Origin of the sequence: Caballeronia cordobensis, from assembly GCF_001544575.2 — a bacterium.
Taxonomy (GTDB): domain Bacteria; phylum Pseudomonadota; class Gammaproteobacteria; order Burkholderiales; family Burkholderiaceae; genus Caballeronia; species Caballeronia cordobensis.
In genome coordinates this window covers 85,971-110,147 of record NZ_FCNY02000022.1, presented here as the reverse complement: position 1 = coordinate 110,147, position 24,177 = coordinate 85,971, and the positions used below count along the sequence as shown (strand labels likewise).

Sequence of the window (24,177 nt, the reverse complement as noted above, 5' to 3'; positions counted from 1 at the left end):
GGCTCAAAAGCACGCGGGTTTCCTTTGCACAGTGCCGGCGGCTCGCGAAGCGCGCATCGCGGCTCGAACCGGCACGCGATGAGCGTGGCAACGGAGTCTTCAAGCAGGCGATGGGCGGCGTGCGGCGCGCAGCTGATGCGCAGCGAACGACGGTGAATGGGAGGTAGGCGCTAGGGTGCGGGTTGATATGCTCAAACCTTCGAATTATAGCGTTAAAACGCCACATCTGCCAAATTTGGGATTGCTCCGCTTGAGCATCCCCGCGCGCCGCCGCAGCGATTACGACGCCGCGTTTTCCACTTCCGGCTCGCCTCGCTGCAGCGCGCGCCCCGGCAGCATGTACCAGATCGCGCTCGCGACTTGCAGCGCGATCAGCGCCGCCCAGACGGTGATGTGCGCCGACGCCGGAAAGCGCCCCGCTTGCGCCGGCCATAGCGACAGCATCGCGCCGACGCCGACCTGAAAGCCGAAGATCAACAGAAAGATGACGAGCGTCAGCGTCGTATTCACACGCCCGGCCATGTGTGTCGGGAAATAGCGCGCCGCGACCGCGTAACTCAGAATGCCGGTGCCGCCGAAAACGCCATACGCCGCGATCAGCACGGCGGGCGGCAGCGGCACCCGCAAGACCATCAGCAACTGCGTGACCACGAAAAGCACCATGCCCACGCCGCAGAACGCATACACCGACACGCCGCGCCCCTCCAGACTGCGCGCCGCCGCGCCGAAGCTGACGGAGCCGAACATCATCGCGAAACCGAGCACGGACACGAGCGCGGACGCGTGAGCCGGCGTGAGGTCCATCACATCGGTGAGATAGGGGCGGATCCACAGCGACTGCATCGCGAAAAACACGCCCTGCGTGACGACGGGAAACGACGCGATTTTCCAGAACGCGGCGCTCTTCATGATGTGCCACGTGCCCTTGAACTGCGTGACGATGTCCGCCTGATGATGCGCGTCCGCCTTGCGCGGCGCGAACAGCGCGATCGCCGCCGCGACGACGAGCGTGAAGACAGCCAGCCCGAAACACACCTGACGCCACGTCGCGACATGCAGCAGCGACGAGAGCGGCGACCCCACGACGACGCCGCCCAGTCCGCCGACAGCCATCGTCAATCCGTTGATGAGCGGCAGGCGCCAGACCGGAAAATGCTGCGCCGACGCCTTGAACGCCGCGGCCAGACACACCGACACACCGACGCCGATCAAGAGCCGCCCTGCCATCAGGCCTGCCAGACCACTCGATGCGCCGAACACGCCGATGCCCGCCGCCGCGAACACCAGCATGCCCGCGGTCACGCGCGCCGGCCCGAAATGATCGAGCAGCACGCCGACGGGAATCTGCGCCAGGGCGAAGCCGATGAAGTACAGCGAAGTGAGCAGGCCGAGATCGGCCGCGGACAGGCCGAGGTCGTGCGTGATGAGCGGCGCGAAGCCGAGATTGACGCCACGGAACACGTACGAGACGAAGTAACCGGCGGCGAACAGGAAAAAGACGCGGAGACGGACAGTGGACGGCATGCGAAACGTACGTTGCTGGGGCGTTTCTTCGATTTTTCTGAAGCGCCAGTTTAACGGGACGATCGACATAAAAACGCCGTCACCTTGGTGACGGCGTGGATTAGCGCGCGGACCAAACGCTTCCGCTTACTTTTTCTTGGCGCTCTTCGTGCTGGTTGCCGGCTTCGCGGTCTTGGCCGCGGCGGGCTTGGCAGCATGCGTTGCCGTGGACGCCGACACTTTCGTCACTTTTCCGGAAGAATGGGCGGTCGCCTTGCCGCGCGACGGCTTCGACTCCGGCACGCGCGTGCCGATCCGCGACACGCCGCCCGACGAGCGGCTCGACGCCGCCACCGTCTCGACGCGCACCGGGCCCGGCTCGGCCGGCACCGAACGGCCGTACGGCACATGCAGAACGACGACCTGACCCGGCATGACCATGTCGCCACGCGTGCGGTTCCAGGCGCGCACCTGCGCTGGCGACACGTTGTAGCGATCCGCCAACGTCGCGACGGCCTGCTTGCGGCGCACGCGGATCACGAGCCTGCGCGTGTCGGGCACGTCGCGCTCGATCGCGAGCGTCGCGTTTTCGGCGACATCGGCGCTGATGTCTTCGTCGTCGTCATCCGTGCGCGGCACGACGATCGTCGAGCCGGGCTTCAGGCGCATGCCCGCCGGAATGCGATTGACGGACATGAGCGTGTCGGCATCGACGCCGATCTTCTCGGCGATCGCCGCCGGACGCGCGCGCTCCGTCACGGTGTACGTGGTCCACGACGACAGCGCGCCCGAGTACGACGAGAGATTGCGCTGGAACGATGTTGCGTTGTCGAACGGCAACAAAACCTGCGGATTGGTCGCGCCGAGAATCACGGGCTTGGAGAACGACGGATTGAGCGAGCGGAATTCTTCCACGCTCATGCCGGCGAGTTTCGCGGCCATCGTCACGTCGATGTCGCGCGCGGTCGTGACCGTCACGAAATAGGGATGGTTCGGAATGTCCGGCAGCGTGAGCCCGTACATTTGCGGATTGCCGACGATATTCTTGACCGCCTGCAACTTCGGCACGTAATTGCGCGTTTCGTTGGGCATGCGCAGGCTTTCGTAGTCGGTCGGCAGGCCCGCCGCCTCGTTACGCGCAATCGCGCGCTGCACGTTGCCCTCGCCCCAGTTGTACGCGGCAAGCGCGAGATGCCAGTCGCCGAACATGTCGTGCAGGCGCTGGAGGTAGTCGAGCGCGGCGCTCGTCGACGCGAGCACGTCGCGGCGCTCGTCCTTCCACATGTTCTGCTTGAGGTTGTAGTCGCGCCCGGTGCCCGGCATGAACTGCCACATGCCCGCCGCCTTGGCAACCGACAACGCCTGCGGGCTGTACGCCGACTCGATGAACGGCAGCAGCGCCAGCTCGGTCGGCATGTGACGCTGCTCCAGCTCCTCGACGATGTGATACAGGTACTTCTGCGAACGCGTGGTCATGCGCTCGACGTAATCCGGGCGCTGCGCGTACCAGTTGACCTGCATATCGACGAGGTCGCTTTGCAGATCGGGAATCTGGAAGCCACTGCGAATGCGATTCCACAGGTCGGACGAACCCGCGAGCGAAGTGACGGGCGTCTTGTCGACGTTGATGGTTTCCTTGGCTGCTGCGGTGCGGCGAATGGTGTCGGCGACTTGTTGCTGCGAGGCGTTGGAATTCGCGGAGGCTGAAATGGGATCGGACACTGTCGGCCCTTGGCTCGCGCAGGCGGCGAGCATCAGGACGGACAGCGCACTAAGAGTTAGTCGCATGGAACGTCTCGGCTTCCACAAAATAATGCTTGGAAATTTGCAGCCGATAGTACGGAACCGCCCTTAAGACGTCAATAAGAATGCGCGCAAAACCCCTGCAAAATCCAGCATCTAACGCCGATTCCCACGTTTCGGATGAAGTTCCACCCATAGTTTCGGGTTAACGGAACTTATCTTTCCAGCCTCGCATCACTCGAAAAGCTTCGAGCCGGTCCGTCACTGGCGCCCCAAATTGCGTCGAAAGCATCGCCTGGATCGAGGGTATATCCGCGCGCAAAAACGGATTCACCGCCTTTTCGTGCCCGATGGTCGTCGGCAGCGTCGGCTTGCCCGCGGACCGCAGCGCCTGCGCGTCGTCGCTCCAGCGAAGCAGCGCCGCGTTGTCCGGCTCGCACGCGCGCGCAAAGCGGATATTCGACAGCGTATATTCGTGCGCGCAGTGAACCTGCGTGCTCTCGGGCAGCGCGGCGAGCGCGTCGAGCGAGCTCAGCATCTGCTGCGCCGTGCCTTCGAAGAGACGGCCGCAGCCGCTCGCGAAGAGCGTGTCGCCGCAAAATAGATGCGGCGTGCCGCTTCCGTCGTCGGCCTGGAAATAGGCGATGTGGCCTGCCGTATGACCGGGCACGTCGATCACGGAAAGCGCCATCGGCGGATGGTCGATCTGCACGCTGTCGCCGCCCGTCACACGCGCGGTCAGATGCTCGATGCGCTCGCCAGCCGGGCCATAGACGGGAATCCCGCCCTCTGCCTTTCGGCTATCGAGCAGCGCTTTCACGCCGCCGACGTGGTCCTGATGGTGGTGCGTGAGTAAAATAGCGGTCAGCCGCCAGCCGCGTTTGGCGAGATACGCCTCCACGGGCGCGGCATCGCCGGGGTCGACCACGACCGCATCGCGCGAGTCCGAGACGAGCCAGATGTAGTTGTCCTCGAACGCCGGAACCGGCACGTATTCGAGTGCATTTCGAACCAATGCATCCTGAGCAGGCGAATTCTTCATTAGCGAATCCATAGCGATCTTCTATGCGGCAACCCGACCATGTCTGACCGATCGATTATAGACTGGCCCACCTGGACGAGCTCGGCGCCCGGACGCTACGTGCTCGACTGGGAGCAGGCGCAGCTCGATCATGTGGTGTCCGACATCTTCGGCTATCACGCGCTTCAGCTCGGCATGCCGCAGCTCGACGCGTTGCGCGAGAATCGCATGACCGGCCGTGCGCTCGTGCTCGACGCCGAAAGCGCATCGAGCGCGCCTTATGCGCCGCCACGCGCGAGCACGCCCGGCGTGAGCGCGCTGCCCGCCGCGAGCGCGCCGGACGGACGCAGCACCGTGTGGTGCGATCTGCTCGATTTGCCGTTCGAAGCGCAGAGCGTCGATCTGCTCGTGCTGCCGCACACGCTCGAATTCTCGCCCGATCCGCACCGGCTGCTGCGTGAAGCCGAGCGCGTGCTGGTGCCCGAAGGGCAGTTGATCATCCTCGGCTTCAATTCGCTGAGCCTGTGGGGCGCGCGGCAATCGCTCGGCAAGGTGGCGGGACGGCCGTTCGTGCCGGCGGCGCACGAAATGATCGCCTTCACGCGCATCAAAGACTGGATCAAGCTGCTCGGGTTCGACCTTGAACGCGGGCGCTTCGGCTGTTATCGTCCGCCGCTCGTCGCGGACAAGTGGCTGCAACGCTATCAATTCATGGAAGCCGCGGGCGACCGCTGGTGGCCCATCTTCGGCGCGGCGTACATGATCACCGCGGTGAAGCGCGTGCGCGGCATGCGCCTCATCGGACCGCGCAAGCTGAAGAAGCCCGCGCTCGCGCCTGGCCTCGCGCCGGTCGCCGCTCCCCACACGCGCAACGAGACTCGCAACGAGCATTGATGACTCAAGAAACCGAATCGAACAAGGTAATCGACATCTACACGGACGGCGCCTGCAAAGGCAATCCCGGTCCCGGCGGCTGGGGCGCCCTGCTCCGTTTCGGCTCGCTGGAGAAGGAGCTGTTCGGCGGGGAAGCCGCAACCACCAACAACCGCATGGAACTCATGGCGGTCATTTCCGCGCTCGAAGCGCTAAAGCGCCCGTGCCGCGCGATCATCCACACCGACTCGCAATACGTTCAGAAAGGCATCAGCGAATGGATCCACGGCTGGAAGAAAAAGAACTGGATGACCGCCGCGAAAACGCCCGTGAAGAATGCCGATCTGTGGAAGCGGCTCGACGGCCTCGTCGCGCAGCATGAAATCGAATGGCGCTGGGTCAAGGGCCATGCGGGCCACCCGGAAAACGAACGCGCCGATGCGCTCGCCAATCGCGGCGTGACTTCGCTCGCCGACAGCTAATCAACGAACAAGCCAAAGAACACGCCCTCTATGCGCCAACTGATACTGGACACCGAAACCACCGGCCTGAATGCGAGAACGGGCGACCGGATCATCGAAATCGGCTGCGTCGAGCTGGTGAATCGACGTCTTACAGGCAACAACCTGCACCTCTACGTCAACCCGGAGCGCGACAGCGATCCCGGCGCGCTCGCGGTGCACGGCCTCACGACCGAATTCCTCTCCGACAAACCGAAGTTCGCGGAAATCGCTGCGCAGTTGCGCGATTTCATCGCGGACGCGGAGTTGATCATCCATAACGCGCCCTTCGACGTCGGCTTTCTCGACATGGAGTTCGCGCAGCTCGGATTGCCGAAGGTAGCCCAGACGTGCGCCGGCGTGATCGATTCGCTCGCGCAGGCCAAGCAGATGTTCCCCGGCAAGCGCAATTCGCTCGACGCGCTGTGCGACCGCTTCGGCATCAGCAACGCGCATCGCACGCTGCACGGCGCGCTGCTCGACTCGGAGCTGCTCGCCGAGGTCTATCTCGCGATGACGCGCGGCCAGGAAAGCCTTGTTATCGACATGCTCGGCGACCAGCCGGCGTCGGGCTCGATTTCGACATCGCGCATTGCGCTCGACGATCTCGACCTGCCCGTGATCGTCGCGAGCGCGGAAGAACTCGCCGCGCACGAAGCGGTGCTGACCGATCTGGATAAGGCGCTCAAGGGCACGAGCGTGTGGCGCACCGAACCCGCGCCTGCCGAGGGCGAACCCGTCCCGGCATAATTTTTTCGAATTTGCTTAATGAAGCACTAGACGGAACGCGAAACGCCTGACATAATCTCGTTTCTCTTCGGGTGGTTAGCTCAGCGGTAGAGCACTGCCTTCACACGGCAGGGGTCACTGGTTCGATCCCAGTACTACCCACCAGACTTCCTGGTGCTGGTAAAGCCAAGACACCGAAGTTAAAAAGGGCTCAGGTTTAACGACCTGAGCCCTTTTTCATTTGTATCGTCCGGCGCTATCGTCCGGCGCGCTACGAGGCCCACACGCCTCGCGCCATGCCGCTCGCCGCGATCACCATGACGATGACGAGCGCCGCTTCGAATTCGCTCAGCCACGCAAAGCGCCGCGCGCGCGTCAGATCAATCGGCCCGCCCTGCGCGAGCGCAATCCGCCAGCGGATCAGCGCGAGCATCGGCGAGACTTCGATCAATAGGATGACGACGAGCGCCGTCATCTTCAGATGAAAGAGCGGTTCGTGCAGATAATACGCGCCGCCCTTCTCGAATCCGCCGAACGCGCGCATCACGCCCGTCACGATCAGCACGATCGCGGTGACGCCCCACACGCTGTCGGATCGGAACACGTCACGCAGGCGCAGTTCGTTCGCCTGGATGGACTGCGTCGGCTCCAGGCGGCGCAAGGCGCGCGCACGCGCCAGCACCGACCCCAGCGCGAAGCCGAAGCCGAGAAGATGAAGCGCGGCGAGCAACCAACGTATCAGCATCCTTTCCTCCCGCAAGAGACAGAAACGACGTGTACGGCAATATCGGCTGACGAAAGCGGGCGATTCAGACCTGACGCAGCGTCGCGTCGAGCGCGCGCGCCGCGTTACGATCGCCTTCGCTCGCGAGCGGCGCACGGAACACGGTGGTGCGATTGTGCCCCGCCGCGGCGGGCGAATCCCACAGCAATTCGACTTTCGGCCGGCGCGCGAAGAGGCCGCGCCGGGCTTCGCCGCTCGAACGCATCGCGGGCGCCGCGGGCTCGGTGGCGGGCGTAAGCATGGTGGCCGATGGCGAGACATCCGGCGGCGGCGCCGGCCACTTCACCGACAATTCGCGCGCGTCGTACTGCCCGAGCTTGCGGCTTTCCGCCCAAACAACGGACGTGCGCGTGACCGGATCGAGCGAAATCGCGTAGCGGCCGATCGCAAAACGGCGCGCGGCGATGTTCGTGCGCCACAGCGCGCGCGGCCGGCAGATCCACATGATGACCGCATAGAGCGCCGGCCCGACGACGAGCCAGCCGTTGGTCTCGGCGAGCGCCTGCGTGAAACGCCGCCAGCCCGAACTCCAGATGAACGCGCCGACGGAAAACATCGCGAAACCGAGGGCCAGTAACGCGAGAAAGCGCAGCGCCTGCCGCAGCCATTGCGGCAGCGGATGCAGCGGACGCTCCGCGCGCGCCTTTGCGCCCGGCAACACGATGAGAAGAAAGATCAGCACGAGGTTCAGGCACGCCCATGGCGACGATGTCATCGCGCGCAGCGAAGACAGGTAGCCCATCTGCGACATCGAGAACGCCCAGCGCGCCGCGAGCACCAGCCCGATGGCCCGCAGGGCGAACACGGTGCCCGCGCCCGGTGCCGGGCTCGCGCTGATTTGCTTGGGTCTCGCCAAAAGAAACACTCCTGTCCACGTACGATGCAAGCCGCTTCGCGCATGGCGAAGCCCGGTCATTATAGGGAGATTACGGATGTCGTCAGAGGTTTCACAACCGTAGCGCGGTCTTGCGCTCCAATGGCATGCCCGTGTGTGCTATTACGACAACGCCCCGCGGGCCTTGAGGCGCGCGGGGCGTTGTTTTGCAGCCGATGCCGCCCGAGGCGGCAAGTCTTGCTTAGCTGGCGTTGACTTCGCGCAGCACGGTGCGGCGCTTCTGGCGCAGCAGTTCTTCGTAGACGTTGACGTAGTTCGCCGCCATCACCTTCGAGGAGAAGCGCTTTTCGAACGCGGCGCGCACTTTCGCGCGCGGCAGCGTGTCGAGACGCTTCACCGCGGCGATCGCGCTGAGTTCGTCTTCGACGACGAAGCCCGACACGCCGTTCTCGATGACTTCCGGCACAGAGCCGCGATTGAACGCGATCACCGGCGTACCGCAGGCCATCGCTTCGATCATGACGAGACCGAAGGGCTCCGGCCAGTCGATCGGGAACACCAGCGCATGCGCGTTGCCGAGGAACTCACGCTTTTCGGCTTCGCCGATTTCGCCGATGTACTCGACGTGCGGCAGCGCCATCAGCGGCTTGATCGTTTCTTCGTAATAGGCGCGGTCAGCCTTGTCGATCTTGGCGGCGACCTTGAGCTTCATGCCTGCCTGGCCGGCAATACGAATCGCGCGGTCGAGGCCCTTCTCCGGCGAAACGCGGCCGAGGAATGCGAGGTAGCCCGGCTCCACGTTGGGGAACGGCGTGAGCACGTCTTCGGGCAGACCGTGATACACGGTCGACAACCAGTTGGCCTGTTGCAGCGGCTGACGCTGGTTGTCCGAGATCGAGATGACCGGCACGTCGCTGAACGTGTTGAAGATCGGCTGCAGTTCGGGCAGGTCGAGACGGCCGTGCATGGTCGTCAGGAACGGCACCGGCTGGCGCGCGAACAGCGAGAACGGGTAATAGTCGATGTGGAAATGCAGCACGTCGAATTCGTCGGCGCGGCGGCGGACTTCTTCGAGCAGCAGCATGTGCGGGGCCATCACGTCGCGGATGGTCGGGTCGAGGCGCAATGCCTGCGGCCAGAAGGCTTCGAGCTTCGCGGAGGTCTGCGAATCGCCGCTCGCGAAGAGCGTGACGTCGTGTCCAGCATCCACGAGTGCCTCGGTCAGATAAGACACCACGCGTTCCGTGCCGCCGTAAAGCTTCGGCGGAACAGCCTCGTGGAGGGGCGCGATTTGAGCGATTCGCATGTCGTGAAACTCCTAATGAAAGGTCAGGCTAAAGACTGCTGTCGTGTTGACGTTGGAGAGCGAATCGCTCGGCTCGGGCGAAGCTTTCCGCGGCGCGGTCGCCGCGGCGCTAAGGCTGATGCTCGAGTGAAAAAGCGGGGTCGCTGATCACCGGTTTGTCGCGCAGGCGTTTGGACAAAGCAAATTAGGTTCCACGTGTCAAAAACGGTCGCGCGCCAGCAATTAACGCGCATCGGCTTTGGCGGTTGACCGGAACTTGCAAAAACCTGTCGATGGCCTAGGGGCAAACCCGGAGCGGATTATGGAGCTTTTTACAGACCGCGACACGCAGCCATTTCAACTTATTTACCTTGTTACAAGGGGGAAACACTTTGCAAACCCCTGTTTATTAGGGATGTTCTAAATTGGAGCACGGGCTTTCGACACTGCTCGGGCGATGGCACGCACCTCGCGGTGGCGAACTGGCCGTAGGAGCCTCGCCGCATCGTCCGGATCGCCGCCTGGCGCGGCACGTGCTTTTCTGCATCGCTGCGGCAGGGCGTGACGGTCCGCCGGCGAGCGGGGCATCGCAAAAAGTTTCGCGATGCGATCACTGCGCTTACAATTCGCGCCCGTACCGTGAGCCCCGCGCCCGGTGGCTCTGGCGCTCGGGCAGCCCGAAGTGTGCCGCGGGCGATGTTCGGATGGCCACATGCGCCGAGCGTCATATGCCCGAAGACGCGTTGCCCTCCCCGATACTGGCTACAATTCGGAATGGAGACGGCGCAGCGTCGCCTCGCTTGACGTCAGTCGCGCCGCACCGGGCGGCGCATCGCATGCCGGTTGCCGTACATCGCAGCGCATGGCAGTGCCCGAAGGCGCAACACACGCTCAACCGCTCTACGACCAAAAAAGACCATTGGACCAACTCACCGTCTCCCAGCGTAACGCGCACAACGCGAAGCTTTCGAGCTACGCGCATCGACCGCTCGCGTTCCTGCTGCGCTACATCCGCCGGCACCCCGTCGCCCATGCCATCGTGCTGTTCAGCGTGTTCGCGGCGGTCGGCTGCGCGCTCGCCTCGCAATACGCGATCAAGCATCTGATCGACGTGCTCGGACAAGGCCGCGGACATCCCGGCCCGCTCTGGGGCGCGTTCATGATCCTGGTCGGCCTGATCGCCGCCGACAACCTGCTGTGGCGGGTCGGCGGCTGGGTCGGCGCGCACGTGTTCGTGATCGTCACCGGCGACTTGCGCAAAGACCTGTTCTCGTACCTGTCCGGCCATTCGCCGACGTATTTCTCCGAGAAACAGCCCGGCATGCTCGCGAGCCGCATCACGGCGACATCGAACGCGATCTACACCTCCGAAAACGTGATGGCGTGGAACGTCCTGCCGCCGTGCATCGCGGTGCTGGGCGCGATCGTCATGATCGTCTCCGTCAATCCGCTGATGGCGGCGGGCTTGATGGCCGCATCGCTGATCCTCGCGCTGATCCTCTACCGGCTTGCGAAGCGCGGCTCGGCGCGGCATCACAATTTCGCGTCGAAGGCGGCGTCGGTGGACGGCGAGCTCGTCGACGTGATCGGCAACATGTCGCTCGTGCGCGCGTTCGGCATGACCTTCCGCGAGCAGAAGCGCTTCGGCTCGACCGTGAAAGCCGAAATGGTCGCGCGCCAGCAAAGCCTGCTGTATCTCGAAAAGCTGCGGCTCTTTCACGCGGTCGTGACGGCGATTTTGTCCGCCGGACTGCTCGGCTGGGCGCTGTGGCTGTGGTCACAGGACCGCGCCACTTCCGGCGATATCGTGCTCGTCAGCTCGCTCGGCTTCACGATCCTGCACGGCACGCGCGATCTCGCCGTCGCGCTCGTCGATGTGACGCAGCACGTCGCGCGACTCGCCGAAGCCGTGCAGACGCTGCTCGAACCGCACGGCATGCCGGACCGCTCGGATGCGACCGAGCTCGTGCCGCAGGGCGGGCGCGTGGATTTCGAGGGCGTCACTTTCGCGTATCCGCGCCGCCGCCCGATTCTCGATAACTTCAACATTCATATCGAGCCGGGCCAGCGCGTGGGCCTGATCGGCAAGTCGGGCGCGGGGAAATCGACGGTGCTCGCGCTGTTGCAGCGCTTTTACGAGACGCAGAAGGGCAGCATCAAGATCGATGGCCAGGATATCGGCGCGATCACGCAGGACAGCCTGCGCCACGCGATCGCGCTCGTGCCGCAGGATATTTCGCTGTTCCACCGCACGGTGTTCGAGAACATCGCCTACGGACGTCCGGAGGCGAGCCGCGAGGAAGTGCTCGCCGCCGCCCGCGAGGCGCGCTGCACCGATTTCATCGAAGCGATGCCGGAAGGCTTCGATACCATCGTCGGCGACCGCGGCGTGAAGCTCTCGGGCGGCCAGCGCCAGCGTATCGCGATCGCGCGGGCGATCCTCAAGAACGCGCCGATTCTCCTGCTCGACGAAGCGACCTCCGCGCTCGATAGCGCATCGGAAGAGGCGATCCAGCAGGCGCTCGACCGGCTGATGGTCGGCCGCACGGTGATCGCGATCGCGCACCGGTTGTCGACGCTCCAGAACTTCGACCGCATCATCGTGATGAGCGCGGGCAAGGTCATCGACGACGGCTCGCCGCAGGCCTTGCGCGAGCGTCCGGGTCTGTATCGTGAATTGCTGGCGAAACAGCACGGCAAGGTGCCGTCGATCGTCGCGACGCCGCACAAGCAGCCGGCCTGACCGGCTTCGATTGAGAAAAGCCGCTGTTCCTCAAAGGACAGCGGCTTTTTTTACGCCTTCAGATCCCGCATGAAGTTGTCGCGCCAGACCGAGACATTGTTCTCGCGCAACTGCGCCATCATTTCCTCGTAGCGCGCCTTGCGCTCGTTCAATGGCATCTTGAGCGCGGCGGCGAGCGCGTCGGCCATGTCGTCGATATCGAGCGGATTGACGATCAGCGCCGCCGTCAGTTCGCGCGCCGCGCCCGCGAACTGCGACAACACGAGCACGCCGGGATCGTCCGGGTCCTGCGCCGACACGTATTCCTTCGCGACGAGATTCATGCCGTCGCGCAACGGCGTGACGAGCCCGACGTGCGCCTCGCGAAACAGCGCCGCGAGCACCTGCCGCTCGTATTGCCGATGGATGTAGCGGATCGGCGTCCAGTCGAGCTCGGCGTAGCGGCCGTTGATGCGGCCCGATTCCGCTTCGAGCTGAAGCCGGATGTCGCGGTAAGCGTCGACATCGGTGCGCGTGGGCGGCGCGATTTGCAAGAACGACACGTTGTTGCGCTGATGCGAGTCGTGCTCGATCAGCCGCTCGAACGCGCGAAAACGCTCGACGAGCCCTTTCGAATAATCGAGCCGGTCGACGCTCATCACGAGCTTGCGATGATGCAGCGTCGACTTGACGATCTCGACATCGCGCCCGCTTTCGCCATCCTTCGCGAGCGCGGCGATTTCGTCCGGATAGACGCCGATCGGGTACGCGGCGGCGCGCAGCGTGCGGCCGAACGCGCGCACCTCGACCGGCTTCGCGCCGACGCGCCGCAGCGCGCCGCCCGCCTCCGTCTCGATGTATTCGCAGAATGCGCGCAGATCCGGCTCGGTCTGAAAGCCGAGCAGATCGAACGCGCACAGCGCCTCCACCAGTTCGCGATGACGCGGCACAGCGAGCAGAATCTGCGGCGCGGGAAACGGAATGTGCAGAAAGAATCCGATGCGGTTCTTCACCCCCAGCGCGCGCAGCGCCTGCGCGAAAGGAATCAGGTGATAGTCGTGCACCCAGATCACGTCGTCGGGTTTGAGCAGCGGCGCGAGCTGCGCGGCGAGCCAGCGATTCACGCGGCAGTAGCCGTCGTATTCGTGGCGATCGAACTCGATCAGGTCCGGACGATAGTGAAACGCGGGCCAAAGCGTCGCATTCGAGAAACCGCGGTAGTACTGGTCGTAGTCGCGCCGCACGAGGCCGATGGTCGCGAACGTCACCGGGCCGTGCTCTTCGAGCTTGATGTCTTCCGGAGTGGACATGAGCACGTCGCCGCTCCAGCCAAACCACATGCCGCCGGTTTCCTTGAGCGCGTCGTAGACGCCGACCGCGAGTCCGCCCGCCGCGGGTCCGCCTTCGGAAATCGGCGCGACGCGGTTCGAAACGATGATGAGGCGGCTCACGCGTGCTTCCCGGCCGTGCCCGAAATCACTTGCAGCCAGTCGAGCAGCAACTCGACCGACTCGATGCGCGCCCGCGCGACGGTATCGCCCGCGCCGACTTTCACCGAGAGCCCGTCGAACTCGTTGACGACCGCGAAGCCTTTTTCGTCGGTGAGATCGTCGCCGATGAACACGGGCTTGCGCCCCGTGAACGGCGGTTCGGCCATGTAGGCGCGCACCGCCCGCCCCTTGTCGACGTCCTTCGGCTTGATCTCGTAGACCATCTTGCCCGGCTGGAGCACATACGCGTCGGCGTAATCGGCGACGAGCTTTTCGGTCGCCGCGCGCGCGGCCGGCTCACGGTCCGCCGCGTTGCGATAGTGCAGCGCGAGCGCCGCGCCCTTGATTTCGAGCAGCATGCCCGGATTCGCGCTGACGACCTTCTCGAGCGCGTGCTCCATGCGCAAGAGCCGCTCGTCGTTGAAACCGATGCGCTGCACGTCGCCGTTGGAGTCGCGTCGTTCCGCGCCGTGCATGCCCGCCACGGGCAAATCCGCGATCCGCAGGAACGAATCGATATTGTCGATGCCGCGCCCCGATACCACCGCGACCGCGCCGTTGGTTGCGCGCCGCAGCGCCGCGAGGATGTCCGGCACTGAGCGCGGCACGAAAATGCCGTCGGGCGTGGAAGCGAGTTCGACGAGCGTGCCGTCGAAATCGAAGAAAAAGGCGGTCTCGGCAAGAGACAGGGAATCGGGAAGAATTTGCATCGATCTTGGGCCTGTGGTTTGCCTGTGGTTTGCCGGTAAAGCGCGCGCGACAGGGCCGCGAACCGCGCACGACGATTGCGCATCTTACCGCGCGAGGCCTTTCGATTAAGAAAGGTCTTAGCTTACATCCTTATACGAACGTGCTTTCAGCGCGCTTGAGCTGTGCGGCATATCGTCTCAAAAATAGTCCGATAACACGATGATGCGCGCGTCACGCCGCCAAAGGCGTGTATTTTGCGACCTCGTCCGTAGCGAATCGTCTTGCGACACCTTCCCCGATGCACGCTTTGTTCCACGCTCTCCCCGCTTTCCTCGCGCGCCCGCGCCGCGTTATCGCCCTCTTCGCGCTGTGCTCGCTCTGCGCGCTCGCTGCCTGCTCGAAGCCGTCCGCGCCGTGGCATCTGACCGACGTATCGGGCCATCTGCCGGATCTGGATTTTTCGCTCGTCGATGACAGCGGCGCGCGCGTCACCGGGCAGTCGTTCGCGGGCCGCACGACGCTCGTCTATTTCGGCTACACGCATTGCCCCGATGTCTGCCCGGAAACCATGGCGCGGCTCATGCAGGTTTTGCAGCGCGTAGGTCCTGACGCGGCCAAGACGCGCATCGTATTCATTTCGGTCGATCCGGCGCGCGATACGCCCGCGCTTTTGCGTTCCTACGTGCGCGCCTTCGACGACCAGCACGCAGTCGGCCTGACGGGCGACGATCGTGCGATCGAGTCGGTCGCGCAGCGTTACCGCGTGGCATATCAGATGGAAAAGCGCGATCCGGACGGCGCCTACGAAGTCACGCATAGCTCGGCCGTCTATATCTTCGACGCCGCCGGCCACGCGCGCCTGCTCGCCACCGATCGCGACTCCATCGACGCCATCGCGAGCGATCTGAAGCGCGTGATCCACGCGAAGGACGCCTGACGATGAGCACGCTTCTCTACTGGCTCGATCCGTGGGAGCCGTCGCCGACGGTTGTGATCGCCGTGCTCGCCGCCGGCATCCTGTTCGCGCGCGGCGCACGGCATGCGCGGGTGTCGGTCTCGCGGCGCATCGCGTTCTGGTTCGGGCTCGTCGCGCTGTACGTCGCGCTGCACACGCGGCTCGACTACTTCTTCGAGCACGAGTTCTTCATGCACCGCTTGCAGCATCTCGTGCTGCATCATCTCGGCCCGTTTCTGATTGCGTTGTCGTATCCGGGCGCGGCGCTGCGCGCGGGCATTCCGTTCGCGTGGCGGCAGCGCTGGCTGCGGCCGGCTGCGCAGACGCGCGTTGCGCGCTTGTTCTTCGATATCGTGTTCAACCCGGTGATCGCGGTCGCCTTGTTCGTCGGGCTGATCTATTTCTGGCTGCTTTCGCCGATCCACTTCAAGGCGATGCTCGATTACCGGCTCTATCGCGTGATGAACTGGAGCATGGTCATCGACGGTCTGCTGTTCTGGTGGCTGATTCTCGACCCGCGCCCCGCCCCGCCCGCGCGGCTTGCGCCCGGCCGGCGGGTTCTCGTCGTGATCGCCGCGATTCCGCCGCAGATCATCCTCGGCGCGTACATCTTCTTCACGCCGCACGAGCTGTATCCGATCTATTCGATCTGCGGCCGCGCGTTCACCTGGATCACGCCGATGCGCGATCAGCAGATCGGCGGCCTGCTGCTGTGGATTCCCGGTTCGATGATGAGCGTCATCGGCGCGCTGATCGCGCTGCGTCACTGGCTGCGGCTGTCATCGCGCTCGCGGCTGAGAAAGGAGCGCGTGAGCGCGCCGGTCGCGGTCGCGAAGGCGCCTGCATCATGATTCGATGCCGGGCCGGCGCATCCAGACGTGCGCAATGCCGTCCTCGTCATGCACGCCCGACGAGGGCGCGAAGCCGAACGCGCCGTAGAAGCGCTGCAGATGCGCTTGCGCGTGCAGGCTGATCGGCTGCTCCGGCCACTGTTCGAGAATGCGCTCGATGGCGCGTTCGAGCATCGCATTGCCGAGCTTCATGCCGCGAAAATTCACTGTGGTCAGCACGCGGCCGATGCGCACGTCCTTCTCGCTCTCGTCCGGAAAGCCCGGCAAGAGCACGCGCAGATAGCCCGCGAGCGCCGGGCGTTTTTCACCTTCGCCATAGGCGAAAAGATGCCACGCATCGACATCGAGCCCGTCGATATCGCCATACACGCAATTCTGCTCGACGACGAACACGGCGCTGCGCGCGGCGAGCATGTCGTAGACCTCGGCGGTCGTCAGGTCGTCGAAGCGCTTCCAGCGCCATTCGAGTTGGGAGAGTCGGTCGGTCATGGGAGTCGTGTGCCAGAAGTACGGAGATTATGCCGGTCGGTGAGATGACACGAAATCGCACGAAAGAAATCGCACATGCGTAGCGCACTTGAGAACGCGCGCAAAAAGAAAAAGCCCTGACGAATCAGGGCTTTTAACTTGGAGGCGCGGACCGGAGTCGAACCGGTCTAAACGGCTTTGCAGGCCGCTGCATAACCGCTTTGCTACCGCGCCGTTATGCGGTTTTGTGTGTGCCGTCATCCGACGGCAAACTCACCAAACAAAAAGGGAAGCTTGGCTTCCCCTTTGACTGGAGCGGGAGACGAGTCTCGAACTCGCGACCTCAACCTTGGCAAGGTTGCGCTCTACCAACTGAGCTACTCCCGCATTATCCTGCGACGCTGATGCTGCCAGTTCCCGATGTTTCGTGACGCTGAGCCAATTAGCGCCGATCACACCGTAACCTTAAAAATCTGGAGCGGGAGACGAGTCTCGAACTCGCGACCTCAACCTTGGCAAGGTTGCGCTCTACCAACTGAGCTACTCCCGCAGATTTGCTACCGAACTCTGCTGCTGCTTCGCTTGCTGCGTCGCGCCGTGCATCAGAGAAACGAGATTATGTAGAAGGCAAAGAAGGCTGTCAACAGTTTTGTGAGAGGAATTTTGCGGCGACTTTTGCCGCAGGCGCAGATTCTTACGATGCGCGTGTTCGCGCGAACCTCACAGCATGCCGCCGCGCTCGCGAATCTGCGGCCACGCGAGCTTCATGTAGTAGAACATCGACCAGACGGTCAGGAACGCTGCGACGTAGATGAGCCACAAGCCCCACACGCGCGTATCGATGACCCATTGCACGCCGGTGATCCTGAGCGGTCCGTAGAACAGCAGCATCGGAATGGCGACCATCTGGCACACGGTCTTGAACTTGCCGAGCTGATTCACCGCGACGCTCTTGGACGCGCCGATCTGCGCCATCCATTCGCGCAGCGCGGAAATCGTGATCTCCCGCCCGACGATGATGAGCGCGATCACCGCGTTCAGGCGTCCCAGTTGCACGAGCACGAGGAGCGCGGCGGTGACCATCAGCTTGTCGGCGACGGGATCGAGGAACGCGCCGAACGCGGACGTCTGATCGAGCTTGCGCGCGAGAAAGCCGTCGAACCAATCGGTGAGCGCGGCGAGCACGAAGATGAGCATGCCGAGCAGATTGCGATGCTCCGGGCTCATCATCATGTCCGGCAGATAGAACACGCCCACGACGAGCGGAATCAGCACGATTCGCAGCCACGTCAGGAAGATCGGTAGATTGAACGGCATGGGCGAAAGCGGTTGAAGGACATGTAAGGGAGCCGCCATTGTGCCGCGTCGATCCGGCGCTCACAAGGCGCGCGGATCGCGCGGCGCGCCTGCCGGCGAGCCGGTCCTGCTCAATGTAACTGACGATAAATCTGCTGCGCGAGCGCAAGCGAAATACCTTCGACGCTCGCCAGATCCTCGACGCTCGCCGCCTGCACGCCGCGCAGCCCGCCGAAACGCGACAGGAGCTTTTGCCTTCGCTTGGCGCCGACGCCCTCCAGTTCCTCCAGCCTCGACGTCTGCCGGGTCTTCGCCCGCTTCGCGCGCATGCCGGTGATGGCGAAGCGGTGCGCCTCGTCGCGGATCTGCGCGACCAGCATCAGCGCCGCGCTTTCCTTGCCGAGTTCCAGCGCGGACCGGCCGTCGGCGAACACGAGCGTTTCGAGCCCGACCTTGCGCCCTTCCCCCTTCGCGACTCCGACCAGCATGCCGTGATCCAGCCCGAGCTCGGAAAACACCTGTCGCGCGATTTCGACCTGGCCCTTGCCGCCATCGATCAGCACGATGTTCGGCAGCGTGCCGCCCGCGGCCACGGCCGTTGCGGCGTCGGGCGTGACGTTGGGATCGGCGGCATCGTCGGGTTGCAGCGTCGTGGCTTCGTCGTTCGCGTTCGCGGCGGCCTGCGCGACCATCTTCTCGTAGCGGCGCGTAAGCACCTGGCGCATCGCCGCGTAGTCGTCGCCGGGCGTGATGCCGGTGATGTTGTAGCGCCGGTACTCGCCCGACTGCATCTTGTGATGGTGATACACGACGCACGAGGCCTGCGTCGCTTCGCCCATCGTGTGACTGATATCGAAGCATTCGATGCGCAATGCCGCGAGATCGTCCATTTCCATGGAAAGCGTCTCGGCGAGCGAGCGCGTGCGCGCCTGCTGCGAGCCCTGCTCCGACAAAAGACGCGCGAGCGCGAGCTTCGCGTTGTTCTCGGCCATCGACAGCCACGCGCGCTTTTGCCCTTGCGGCTGACGCAGCAGCGTCACCTTGTGCCCCGCCTGCTCCATCAGCAGATCGACGAGCTGGCGGCTCGACGGCGCATGACTCACGACCAGCACCGGCGGCACGCGATTGCCGATGTAATGCTGCGCCATGAACGCTTCGAGCACTTCGGATTCGAGCGCGCCTTCGCGGGGTTCCGCGGAACCGGCTTCGGCTTCGGCTTCGGTTTCCGCGGATGGCGCTTCGACGATCTCGTCGTCTTCCAGTCCCGCTTCGTCTTCATCGCCGAGCGCCATCGCGCTTTCGACGTGCGCCGGGAAATACGCCTTGTCGCCCAGATGCCGGCCACCGCGCACCATCGCGAGATTCACGCAGATCTTGCCGCCGAGCGCGACGACCGCGAGGATATCGACGTCGCTCTCACTGCCCACTTCGATCGCCTGCTGATGCAGCACGGTCGCGAGCGAGCTCATCTGATTGCGCACGGCCGCGGCCTGCTCGAACTTCAGATCGGCCGCGAACGCGTGCATCTTCTGTTCGAGCTCCTTCATCACTTCGCCCTGCCGGCCGAGCAAAAAGCGCGACGCGTTCGACACGTCGCGCGCGTAATCCTCCTCGCTGATGAGCCTCGTGCACGGCGCGGTGCAGCGCCCGATCTGATGCAGGAGACACGGCCGCGTGCGATTGCTGAACACCGAATCCTCGCAGGTGCGCAACTGGAATACGCGCTGCAAGATCTGAATGCTCTCGCGCACCGCCCACGCACTCGGAAACGGCCCGAAATACTGATTCTTCTTGTCGACCGCGCCGCGGTAGTACGCCATGCGCGGAAACTTGTGGCCGGTGAGCTTGAGCAGCGGATACGACTTGTCGTCGCGAAAGAGAATGTTGTAGCGCGGCGCGAGCGCCTTGATCAGATTGTTTTCGAGCAGCAGCGCTTCGGCTTCCGAGCGCGTGACGGTCGTCTCGATCTTGCGGATGCGCGTGACCATCATCGCGATGCGCGGCGAATGCAGGGTCTTCGTGAAATAGCTCGACACGCGCTTCTTCAGGTTGCGCGCCTTGCCGACGTAGAGCACGTTGCCCTCGCCGTCGTAATAGCGGTAGACGCCGGGCAGATGCGGCAATTGCGCGAGCGTCTTTTTCGGATCGAAGTCCGCGGGTTCCGGATGGTCCGGCTTCTCCGATTTACGCGGATCGGAAGCGGGTTCGTGTGCGGCGGAATCAGTCATGCAGCGAAGTCGCGAGGATGCGGGGACGGTACGGGCGCACCAGCATGCGCCGCGCCGCGGACAGTATTCTAGAATCGCCAGTTTAGAACATTACGCCGCGCGCCTTCGTCCTCATGATTTCGCACCCCGACGCCACGACTGCCCCGGACCTCGCGTGCGACATCTTCTGCGCGGTCGTCGACAACTTCGGCGATATCGGCGTGTGCTGGCGTCTCGCGCGGCAATTGCGCGCCGAGCACGGCTGGCGCGTGCGGCTTTTCGTCGACGACCTCGCGGTGTTCCATGCGCTCTGCCCCGAAGTCGATGCGACCCTCGACCGGCAAGAGGCGCAGGGCATCGTCATCGAGCACTGGCGCGAACCGGCGCACGCGGGCCACACGCTCACCATCGCCGATGTCGTGATCGAAGCGTTCGCGTGCGAGCTGCCGCATGCATATGTCGCCGCGATGGCGCGCCGCGCGCCGAAACCCGTCTGGATCAACCTCGAATATCTGAGCGGCGAGGACTGGGTCGCGGATTTCCACATGCGGCCGTCGCCGCACCCGCGCTATCCGCTCGAGAAGAGTTTTTTCTTTCCCGGACTCGGCAAGGGCACGGGCGGCGTGCTGAAGGAATGCGATCTCGATGCCCGGCGCACGCGCTTCGACACGCAGGCGTGGTGGCGGGAACGCGTGGGTATCGAACGCCCTAGCGCGAACAAGACCGTCGTGTCGCTGTTTGCCTATGAAAACCCTGCCGTCGATGCCCTGCTCGCGCAATGGCGCGATGGCGCCGCGCCCGTCGTGCTGCTGGTTCCGGAAGGCCGCATTTCGGGCGCGCTGGCGCGCTTTTTCGACGTGCCGGCGTTCACGGCCGGCACGACCGCGCGCGCGGGCGCGCTGCAAGCGCATGCGCTCGGCTTCGTCGAACAGCCGCGCTTCGACGAATTGCTCTGGGCCGCCGACATCAATTTCGTGCGCGGCGAGGATTCCTTCGTGCGCGCGCAATGGACGAAGAAACCGTTCGTCTGGCACATTTATCCTCAGTCCGACGACGCGCATCTGCCGAAGCTCGACGCCGCCCTCGCCCACTACACGAGCGCCCTCGATCCCGCCGCCCGCGACGCGGTCACGCGCTTCTGGCACGCGTGGAACGACGCGGGCGTGCCCGACTGGGCCGATTTCTGGCGGCATCGGGCGGCGCTCGACGCGCGCGCCGCGCAGTGGGCCGACGAGCTGGCCGGCGTCGGCGATCTGACGGGCAATCTCGTCGCGCACGTGGCCGCGCGCAGGGCCGGATGACGCTCCCGCCGCCGCCTTCCGGTCCGGCCACGCGACTGGCCAAATAAGCAAAAACTCAGTTAAAATAAGCGGTTATCCGAGGAAGCGAGCGCTGCTCACGTCAGCCGGAAGTGACTTCCCGTTAGCCATTCATTCAGGCATTCAGCCAAATCCATTCGTACAGGACCCAGTTTTATGAAGACCGCACAAGAACTCCGCGTCGGCAACGTCGTCATGATCGGCAACGATGCCATGGTCGTGCAGCGCGCCGAGTACAACAAGTCGGGCCGCAACGCCGCGGTCGTGAAGATGAAGTTCAAGAACCTGCTGACGAACGCCGGCATGGAAACGGTGTACAAGGCGGACGACAAGTTCGATGTGGTCGTGCTCGACCGCAAGGAAGTGTCGTACTCGTACTTCGCCGACCCGATGTACGTCTTCATGGACGCCGACTACAACCAGTTCGAAGTGGAAGCGGAAATGATGGGCGACGCCCTCCACTACCTCGAAGACGGCATGTCGTGCGAAGTCGTGTTCTACAACGAGAAAGCCATCTCGGTGGAACTGCCGACCACGCTGGTCCGCGAAATCATCTACACGGAACCCGCGGTGAAGGGCGACACGTCGTCGGGCAAGGTGCTCAAGACCGCCAAGCTGAACACCGGCTTCGAACTGCAAGTGCCGCTCTTCTGCAACATCGGCGACAAGATCGAAATCGACACCCGCACGAACGAATATCGCAGCCGCGCGTAAGTCGTACGCGTCAGGCTCGTAAGCCAGGCGGCCGTGTAAGCACCGCCGTCTGGTTTCAGGAAAAGCGCCCCTTCGCGGGCGCTTTTTCTTTTGCATGAATTTTTTGACAATTTCAGGCAAACTTTACCGCTTCCACCCTGTTCTCTTTCGATGCCAAACGACCGATGAAACCGCGCCCCGCCGGCGCGGATCGCGTCCATCGGAAAAATTAACTGCTTGGCACGATTTCTGCTCGTAATGCGGATCAAGATTTCGGAACCGACATGCGAAACATGCCTTTCATCGTAAGCCGGCTTCTTGGCGTTGCGGCGCTCGCCGCGACCGCACTCGCGTTCAGCGGATGCAAGTCCGCGCCGGCGACACCGGCGAACACGGGGAGCGAGATCGCCAACGACGACGCCGCGCTTGCCGCTCGCGTGAAAGCCGCGCTCGTCGCGGACCCGGTACTGAAAGCCTTGCCGATGAGCGTCGCGACGTATCGCGGCGCCGTGCAATTGTCCGGCTACGTGGATTCGGAGGCGCAGATGCAAAAGGCGCTCGCCGTGACACGCAGCGTGCCGGGCGTGCAATCGGTCAGCAACGAACTGCATCTCAGGCAGCAATGACGCGCTTGCAGCGCAGATGACGAACGAGGAGTGACGCAGGACAACAACCGCAGCGGGGATGCAGTCGGGCGCCCATGCCGGAACGCGCGCCTATTCGAAGCATCGGCCCTTCCCGCCCACGAGACGCCGGAGCCTGACGAGCGACGGCGCAATACAGTCCACTTTGATACGTTGGTCCGCCATGCCACACGCACTGATTGTCGAAGACGATCCCAATAGCCTCTCCGGCCTGTCCGCGATCCTCACGGCAGACGGCTTTTCCGTCGATACCGCGACGACGCTCGCCGAGGCGCGCTCCGCACTGACCCGCTTCATCCCCGATGTCGTGCTCATCGACCTGAATCTGCCGGACGGCAGCGGTCTCGATCTGCTGCCGAGCCTGCCGTCGCAACCGCCCGACGGCGCGTTGCCCGTCATCGTGATGACCGGCAACGCGACGGTGGAAAGCGCGATCGAAGGCCTGCGGCACGGCATCTGGGATTATCTGCTGAAGCCGGTGAACATTCCGCGTCTGCGCAGCCTGCTCGCGCGCATTCCGCGGCCCTACGAGCTGACCGAAGAGGTTCAGGCGCTGCGCTCCACGCTGCGTGAACTCGGCCATTTCGGCGACATGATCGGCCGCAGCGCGGCGATGCAGCACGTCTACGATCTGATCGAGCACACCGCGCCGACGGAAGCCGCCGTGCTGATCTGCGGCGATCCGGGCACGGGCAAGAAGATCGCGGCGCGCACGATCCACCAACTGAGCCGCCGCCGCAAGGGGCCGTTCGTCACGTTCGATTGCTCCGCGCACCGCACGGCCAGCGACGGCTCGCAGCGCACGATGGAAAGCATTCTCTTTGGCCACGAGCGCAACGCATTCGCGGGCGCGGAGAATCGCGAGCCGGGCCTGCTCGAACAGGCGGGCGGCGGCACGCTGTTTCTCGATCAGATCGATTCGCTGCCCGCCGCACAGCAGGAGGCGCTCCTACGCGCGCTCGATTCGCAGACCTTCATGCGCGTGGGCGGCAGCAACCGCATCATGACGGATTTCCGCCTGATCGCCGCGTCCCGCACGCCGATCCGCGAAGCCGTCGCGAGCGGCGCGATGCGCGAGGACCTGTTCCAGCGGCTGTCGGCGTCGTCGATCATGCTGCCGCCGCTTGCCGAGCGCGACGACGACATCGCGCTGATCGCCGAAACGCTCGTCGACGAACTGAATCGCGAGAATCACATCGCGGGCATCACGAGCGGGTCGCCCAAGCGCGTCAGCCCGGCGTTCATCCGCGAATGCATCGCCAACGAATGGCCCGGCAACGTGCGCGAGATGCGCGAGCGCGTGCGGCGCGCCTATCACGCCTCGGGCGAAACGATCGAAACGCTGCGCGTCGACGAGCCGGGCGGACTCGGCGGCCGCGGGCTGAACGGCAGCAGCGTGCAGGTCACGGTCGGCACCGCGCTCGCGGACGTCGAGGACATGCTGATCCGCGCGACGCTCGAAGCAGTGGGCGGCACGCGGCATCGCGCGGCGACGCTGCTCGGCATCAGCCCGAAGACGCTCTATAACAAGTTGCAGCGGATGAAGCTGGAATCGTCGTAATTCCAGCC

21 protein-coding genes and 4 tRNA genes are annotated in these 24,177 nt (G+C 64.2%); 11 read left to right on the top strand and 14 right to left on the bottom strand.

Features of this window, described 5'->3' with window-relative positions; genetic code table 11:
* Positions 1 to 279: 279 nt before the first annotated feature.
* From AWB70_RS31190 to gloB, 3 genes are all read right to left on the bottom strand, one after another.
* Positions 280 to 1,524, bottom strand: coding sequence for an MFS transporter (locus AWB70_RS31190; protein WP_053568607.1), 1,245 nt, complete (start codon positions 1,522 to 1,524; stop codon positions 280 to 282).
* Between the two features lie 126 nt (positions 1,525 to 1,650).
* On the bottom strand, positions 1,651 to 3,291 hold the full coding sequence (locus AWB70_RS31185; RefSeq protein WP_053568554.1) for a transglycosylase SLT domain-containing protein: 1,641 nt from the start codon (positions 3,289 to 3,291) through the stop codon (positions 1,651 to 1,653).
* A gap of 160 nt (positions 3,292 to 3,451) precedes the next feature.
* Positions 3,452 to 4,288, bottom strand: coding sequence for a hydroxyacylglutathione hydrolase (gloB, locus tag AWB70_RS31180; protein WP_053568555.1), 837 nt, complete (start codon positions 4,286 to 4,288; stop codon positions 3,452 to 3,454).
* Positions 4,289 to 4,327: 39 nt separating this feature from the next.
* Between gloB and AWB70_RS31175 the strand changes: the two genes are divergently transcribed.
* From AWB70_RS31175 to AWB70_RS31160, 4 genes are all read left to right on the top strand, one after another.
* Positions 4,328 to 5,161: a class I SAM-dependent methyltransferase gene (locus tag AWB70_RS31175; RefSeq protein ID WP_014191929.1), complete on the top strand. Its 834-nt coding sequence runs from the start codon at positions 4,328 to 4,330 to the stop codon at positions 5,159 to 5,161.
* On the top strand, positions 5,161 to 5,622 hold the full coding sequence (gene rnhA / locus AWB70_RS31170; RefSeq protein WP_014191930.1) for a ribonuclease HI: 462 nt from the start codon (positions 5,161 to 5,163) through the stop codon (positions 5,620 to 5,622). The genes AWB70_RS31175 and rnhA overlap by 1 nt, the downstream gene beginning before the upstream one ends.
* A gap of 30 nt (positions 5,623 to 5,652) precedes the next feature.
* Positions 5,653 to 6,390 (top strand): DNA polymerase III subunit epsilon, encoded by a 738-nt coding sequence (gene dnaQ, locus AWB70_RS31165; protein ID WP_014191931.1) that lies wholly within the window; start codon positions 5,653 to 5,655, stop codon positions 6,388 to 6,390.
* Between the two features lie 69 nt (positions 6,391 to 6,459).
* Positions 6,460 to 6,534 (top strand) — tRNA-Val (locus AWB70_RS31160).
* Positions 6,535 to 6,640: 106 nt separating this feature from the next.
* Here the strand turns inward: AWB70_RS31160 and AWB70_RS31155 are convergent.
* The 3 genes from AWB70_RS31155 to AWB70_RS31145 form a co-directional block, all read right to left on the bottom strand.
* A complete protein-coding gene (locus AWB70_RS31155) occupies positions 6,641 to 7,114 on the bottom strand; it encodes a DUF2214 family protein (protein ID WP_041730544.1) in 474 nt (157 codons plus the stop codon).
* Between the two features lie 64 nt (positions 7,115 to 7,178).
* Positions 7,179 to 8,009, bottom strand: coding sequence for a hypothetical protein (locus tag AWB70_RS31150; RefSeq protein ID WP_053568556.1), 831 nt, complete (start codon positions 8,007 to 8,009; stop codon positions 7,179 to 7,181).
* A 220-nt stretch (positions 8,010 to 8,229) separates the two neighbouring features.
* The gene (locus AWB70_RS31145) at positions 8,230 to 9,294 is read right to left on the bottom strand and encodes a glycosyltransferase family 4 protein (protein WP_053568557.1); all 1,065 of its coding nucleotides are present in this window, start codon (positions 9,292 to 9,294) and stop codon (positions 8,230 to 8,232) included.
* Positions 9,295 to 10,135: 841 nt separating this feature from the next.
* On the opposite strand from AWB70_RS31145, the gene AWB70_RS31140 reads away from it, so the two are divergent.
* On the top strand, positions 10,136 to 12,016 hold the full coding sequence (locus tag AWB70_RS31140; RefSeq protein ID WP_235024397.1) for an ABC transporter ATP-binding protein: 1,881 nt from the start codon (positions 10,136 to 10,138) through the stop codon (positions 12,014 to 12,016).
* Positions 12,017 to 12,066: 50 nt separating this feature from the next.
* On the opposite strand, the gene otsA is transcribed toward AWB70_RS31140, so the two are convergent.
* Both otsA and otsB read right to left on the bottom strand, forming a co-directional pair.
* Positions 12,067 to 13,446 (bottom strand): alpha,alpha-trehalose-phosphate synthase (UDP-forming), encoded by a 1,380-nt coding sequence (gene otsA / locus AWB70_RS31135; RefSeq protein WP_053568559.1) that lies wholly within the window; start codon positions 13,444 to 13,446, stop codon positions 12,067 to 12,069.
* Positions 13,443 to 14,195: a trehalose-phosphatase gene (gene otsB, locus AWB70_RS31130; RefSeq protein ID WP_053568560.1), complete on the bottom strand. Its 753-nt coding sequence runs from the start codon at positions 14,193 to 14,195 to the stop codon at positions 13,443 to 13,445. Before otsB ends, otsA begins: the two co-directional genes overlap by 4 nt.
* Positions 14,196 to 14,473: 278 nt before the next feature.
* Between otsB and AWB70_RS31125 the strand changes: the two genes are divergently transcribed.
* Positions 14,474 to 15,112, top strand: a complete 639-nt coding sequence (locus AWB70_RS31125) for an SCO family protein (protein WP_053568561.1) — start codon at positions 14,474 to 14,476, stop codon at positions 15,110 to 15,112.
* A gap of 2 nt (positions 15,113 to 15,114) precedes the next feature.
* Entirely contained in the window at positions 15,115 to 15,981 is an 867-nt protein-coding gene (locus AWB70_RS31120; protein ID WP_053568562.1) for a cytochrome c oxidase assembly protein, read from the top strand.
* Here AWB70_RS31120 and AWB70_RS31115 read toward each other — a convergent pair.
* The 6 genes from AWB70_RS31115 to uvrC form a co-directional block, all read right to left on the bottom strand.
* A complete protein-coding gene (locus tag AWB70_RS31115) occupies positions 15,976 to 16,470 on the bottom strand; it encodes a GNAT family N-acetyltransferase (protein WP_053568563.1) in 495 nt (164 codons plus the stop codon). The two genes, AWB70_RS31120 and AWB70_RS31115, sit on opposite strands and share 6 nt — an antisense overlap.
* A 139-nt stretch (positions 16,471 to 16,609) precedes the next feature.
* Positions 16,610 to 16,683: transfer RNA gene (locus AWB70_RS31110), tRNA-Cys, on the bottom strand.
* 77 nt (positions 16,684 to 16,760) lie between these two features.
* A tRNA-Gly gene (locus AWB70_RS31105) sits at positions 16,761 to 16,836 on the bottom strand.
* Positions 16,837 to 16,923: 87 nt separating this feature from the next.
* Positions 16,924 to 16,999 (bottom strand) — tRNA-Gly (locus AWB70_RS31100).
* A 170-nt stretch (positions 17,000 to 17,169) separates the two neighbouring features.
* Complete coding sequence (pgsA, locus tag AWB70_RS31095) at positions 17,170 to 17,766, bottom strand: CDP-diacylglycerol--glycerol-3-phosphate 3-phosphatidyltransferase (RefSeq protein ID WP_041730547.1); 597 nt, start codon at positions 17,764 to 17,766, stop codon at positions 17,170 to 17,172.
* Between the two features lie 110 nt (positions 17,767 to 17,876).
* Positions 17,877 to 19,973, bottom strand: a complete 2,097-nt coding sequence (gene uvrC / locus AWB70_RS31090; RefSeq protein WP_053568564.1) for an excinuclease ABC subunit UvrC — start codon at positions 19,971 to 19,973, stop codon at positions 17,877 to 17,879.
* A 113-nt stretch (positions 19,974 to 20,086) separates the two neighbouring features.
* Between uvrC and earP the strand changes: the two genes are divergently transcribed.
* The 4 genes from earP to AWB70_RS31070 all read left to right on the top strand — a co-directional run bounded on the left by earP (position 20,087) and on the right by AWB70_RS31070 (position 24,169).
* Positions 20,087 to 21,253 carry an elongation factor P maturation arginine rhamnosyltransferase EarP gene (gene earP, locus AWB70_RS31085; RefSeq protein WP_053568565.1) on the top strand — a complete coding sequence of 389 codons (1,167 nt, stop codon included), beginning with the start codon at positions 20,087 to 20,089 and terminating at the stop codon, positions 21,251 to 21,253.
* Positions 21,254 to 21,427: 174 nt separating this feature from the next.
* Positions 21,428 to 21,985, top strand: coding sequence for an elongation factor P (efp, locus tag AWB70_RS31080; protein WP_014191944.1), 558 nt, complete (start codon positions 21,428 to 21,430; stop codon positions 21,983 to 21,985).
* Between the two features lie 263 nt (positions 21,986 to 22,248).
* On the top strand, positions 22,249 to 22,590 hold the full coding sequence (locus AWB70_RS31075) for a BON domain-containing protein (protein ID WP_053568566.1): 342 nt from the start codon (positions 22,249 to 22,251) through the stop codon (positions 22,588 to 22,590).
* A 181-nt stretch (positions 22,591 to 22,771) separates the two neighbouring features.
* Positions 22,772 to 24,169, top strand: coding sequence for a sigma-54-dependent transcriptional regulator (locus tag AWB70_RS31070; RefSeq protein ID WP_045450858.1), 1,398 nt, complete (start codon positions 22,772 to 22,774; stop codon positions 24,167 to 24,169).
* The last annotated feature ends 8 nt before the right edge of the window (positions 24,170 to 24,177 follow it).